3 protein-coding genes are annotated in these 1,457 nt (G+C 54.5%); 2 read left to right on the forward strand and 1 reads right to left on the reverse strand.

The genetic code is table 11. The annotated features are described in order from the left end of the window. Nucleotides 1-84: 84 nt before the first annotated feature. Nucleotides 85-372 carry a hypothetical protein gene (locus G404_RS19665; RefSeq protein ID WP_051280921.1) on the reverse strand — a complete coding sequence of 96 codons (288 nt, stop codon included), beginning with the start codon at nt 370-372 and terminating at the stop codon, nt 85-87. A gap of 295 nt (nt 373-667) precedes the next feature. Here G404_RS19665 and G404_RS0117390 point away from each other — a divergent pair, with 295 nt between their 5' ends. Beyond that, entirely contained in the window at nt 668-1,234 is a 567-nt protein-coding gene (locus G404_RS0117390) for a tyrosine-type recombinase/integrase (protein WP_028642175.1), read from the forward strand. Between the two features lie 12 nt (nt 1,235-1,246). Further along, nucleotides 1,247-1,435, forward strand: coding sequence for a hypothetical protein (locus tag G404_RS20560; RefSeq protein WP_156906388.1), 189 nt, complete (start codon nt 1,247-1,249; stop codon nt 1,433-1,435). Nucleotides 1,436-1,457: the final 22 nt, after the last annotated feature.

The raw sequence follows: 1,457 nt of genomic DNA on the forward strand, positions 1-1,457 counted from the left end.
AATCACAACTGATTTTTGACCGTTTTGAACTCTGTCACATGGTGCTGGAAACGCTGCCCAGTGTGACGCGATTGTGATGTGATTTCAGGACTTTGAAGCGCGCTTCGCGGCGCTTGCAATTGCTGAATCAAACTCGCCTGCGGCAGCAGCAGCGTAGAACGCTTGCAGGACGCTGGAGACATCGGTGAGCTGCTTCACGAACACGGCGTTGCCATCCTTGCTCAGCGGCAGAGGACGCGCACCGTACTTGCACTGCACATAGTGCCCACCGTCCTGAGCGAAGAACCAAGCGCGCGTGACACGCTGGTGCTGAACCTGAACGCGCTCACCCTGCTCATTCTTGGACCAGCGCGAAACAGTGACCGTACCCATGCGAACGCTGGGAGCTGCTTTGGGGCGCAAGCCCCATTGTGGCTCAACCAATCGAATGCCCCCTTCAATCATATATGAAAACAAAAGCGGAGATGGATTGGAGCAACGCTCAATCCGATCCGCACGAGAGTGCAAACTCTCGTCTCTCTGTCACATAAACAAATCGCTGGAAGTTTATGAAAATTGCTCAGGTCATTGGCCTCGAACGATTTCTGTCTGGCACGAATGTGGTAGGACCAAGTCACTGATTAATTTATATTTCTCTCATCGGATAAGTTTATGAGAGACAGGTAAAATGGCAAAAGCGAAGGTTCTCACGAAGGACGAAATCAAGCGAGTGATGCGGATCGCTGACGCAGGCAGCAACGGGCTTCGGGATCGCACAGCTCTGTCACTCAGTGTCCTGGCTGGTATGAGGATCGGGGAAATTGCAGCACTGACAATCAGTGACGTTCGCGGGCTTGATGGGAAGGCTATGGATGTCATTCATCTCAGCAAGCATCAGACGAAGGGCCATCGCTCGCGCAGGGTCTTCATCTCTGACGAGCTCCGAAAGATCCTGAACGTCTATCTCGCCCAGATCAGCCAGCTTGATGATCAACGGGCCTTCATTCGCAGCTCGCGCACTGGCGGGCATTTCAGCAACGTCAGCCTGAGCCTTCGCTTCAAAGCGATCTACGCGGCTGCAGGCATCAAAACGAGCAGCCACAGCGGCCGCAGAACGTTCGCAACGCGGCTCAACGCTGCTGGCATCGGCATGGCAACGATTCAGCAAGCGATGGGCCATGCGAACATTGCTACGACCGCAGGTTATTGCTGGGTCAGCGATGAACAGCTGGCGAACGCGGTGAACGCAATCTGACAGGAGGCATCAATGACGCAGGCAAGGCAGTGGTGGGTTCTCGTGCGCTACAAGGATGAAGCGGGCGCAGGTCTCGTCGCTCTGTTGGGAGGTTTCAATCTGATCTCGATTGCGCTTCGCATCATGAACGGATACATCCCACCCGCCGAGGCCGAAGCCAATTACTATGCAGCCATTGAGAACCTCGATATGGTCGCATGACTCAAACCAAATAGCCTCCAGG

The organism is Novosphingobium acidiphilum DSM 19966 (assembly GCF_000429005.1).
In the GTDB taxonomy this organism is placed as follows: Bacteria; Pseudomonadota; Alphaproteobacteria; order Sphingomonadales; family Sphingomonadaceae; genus Novosphingobium; species Novosphingobium acidiphilum.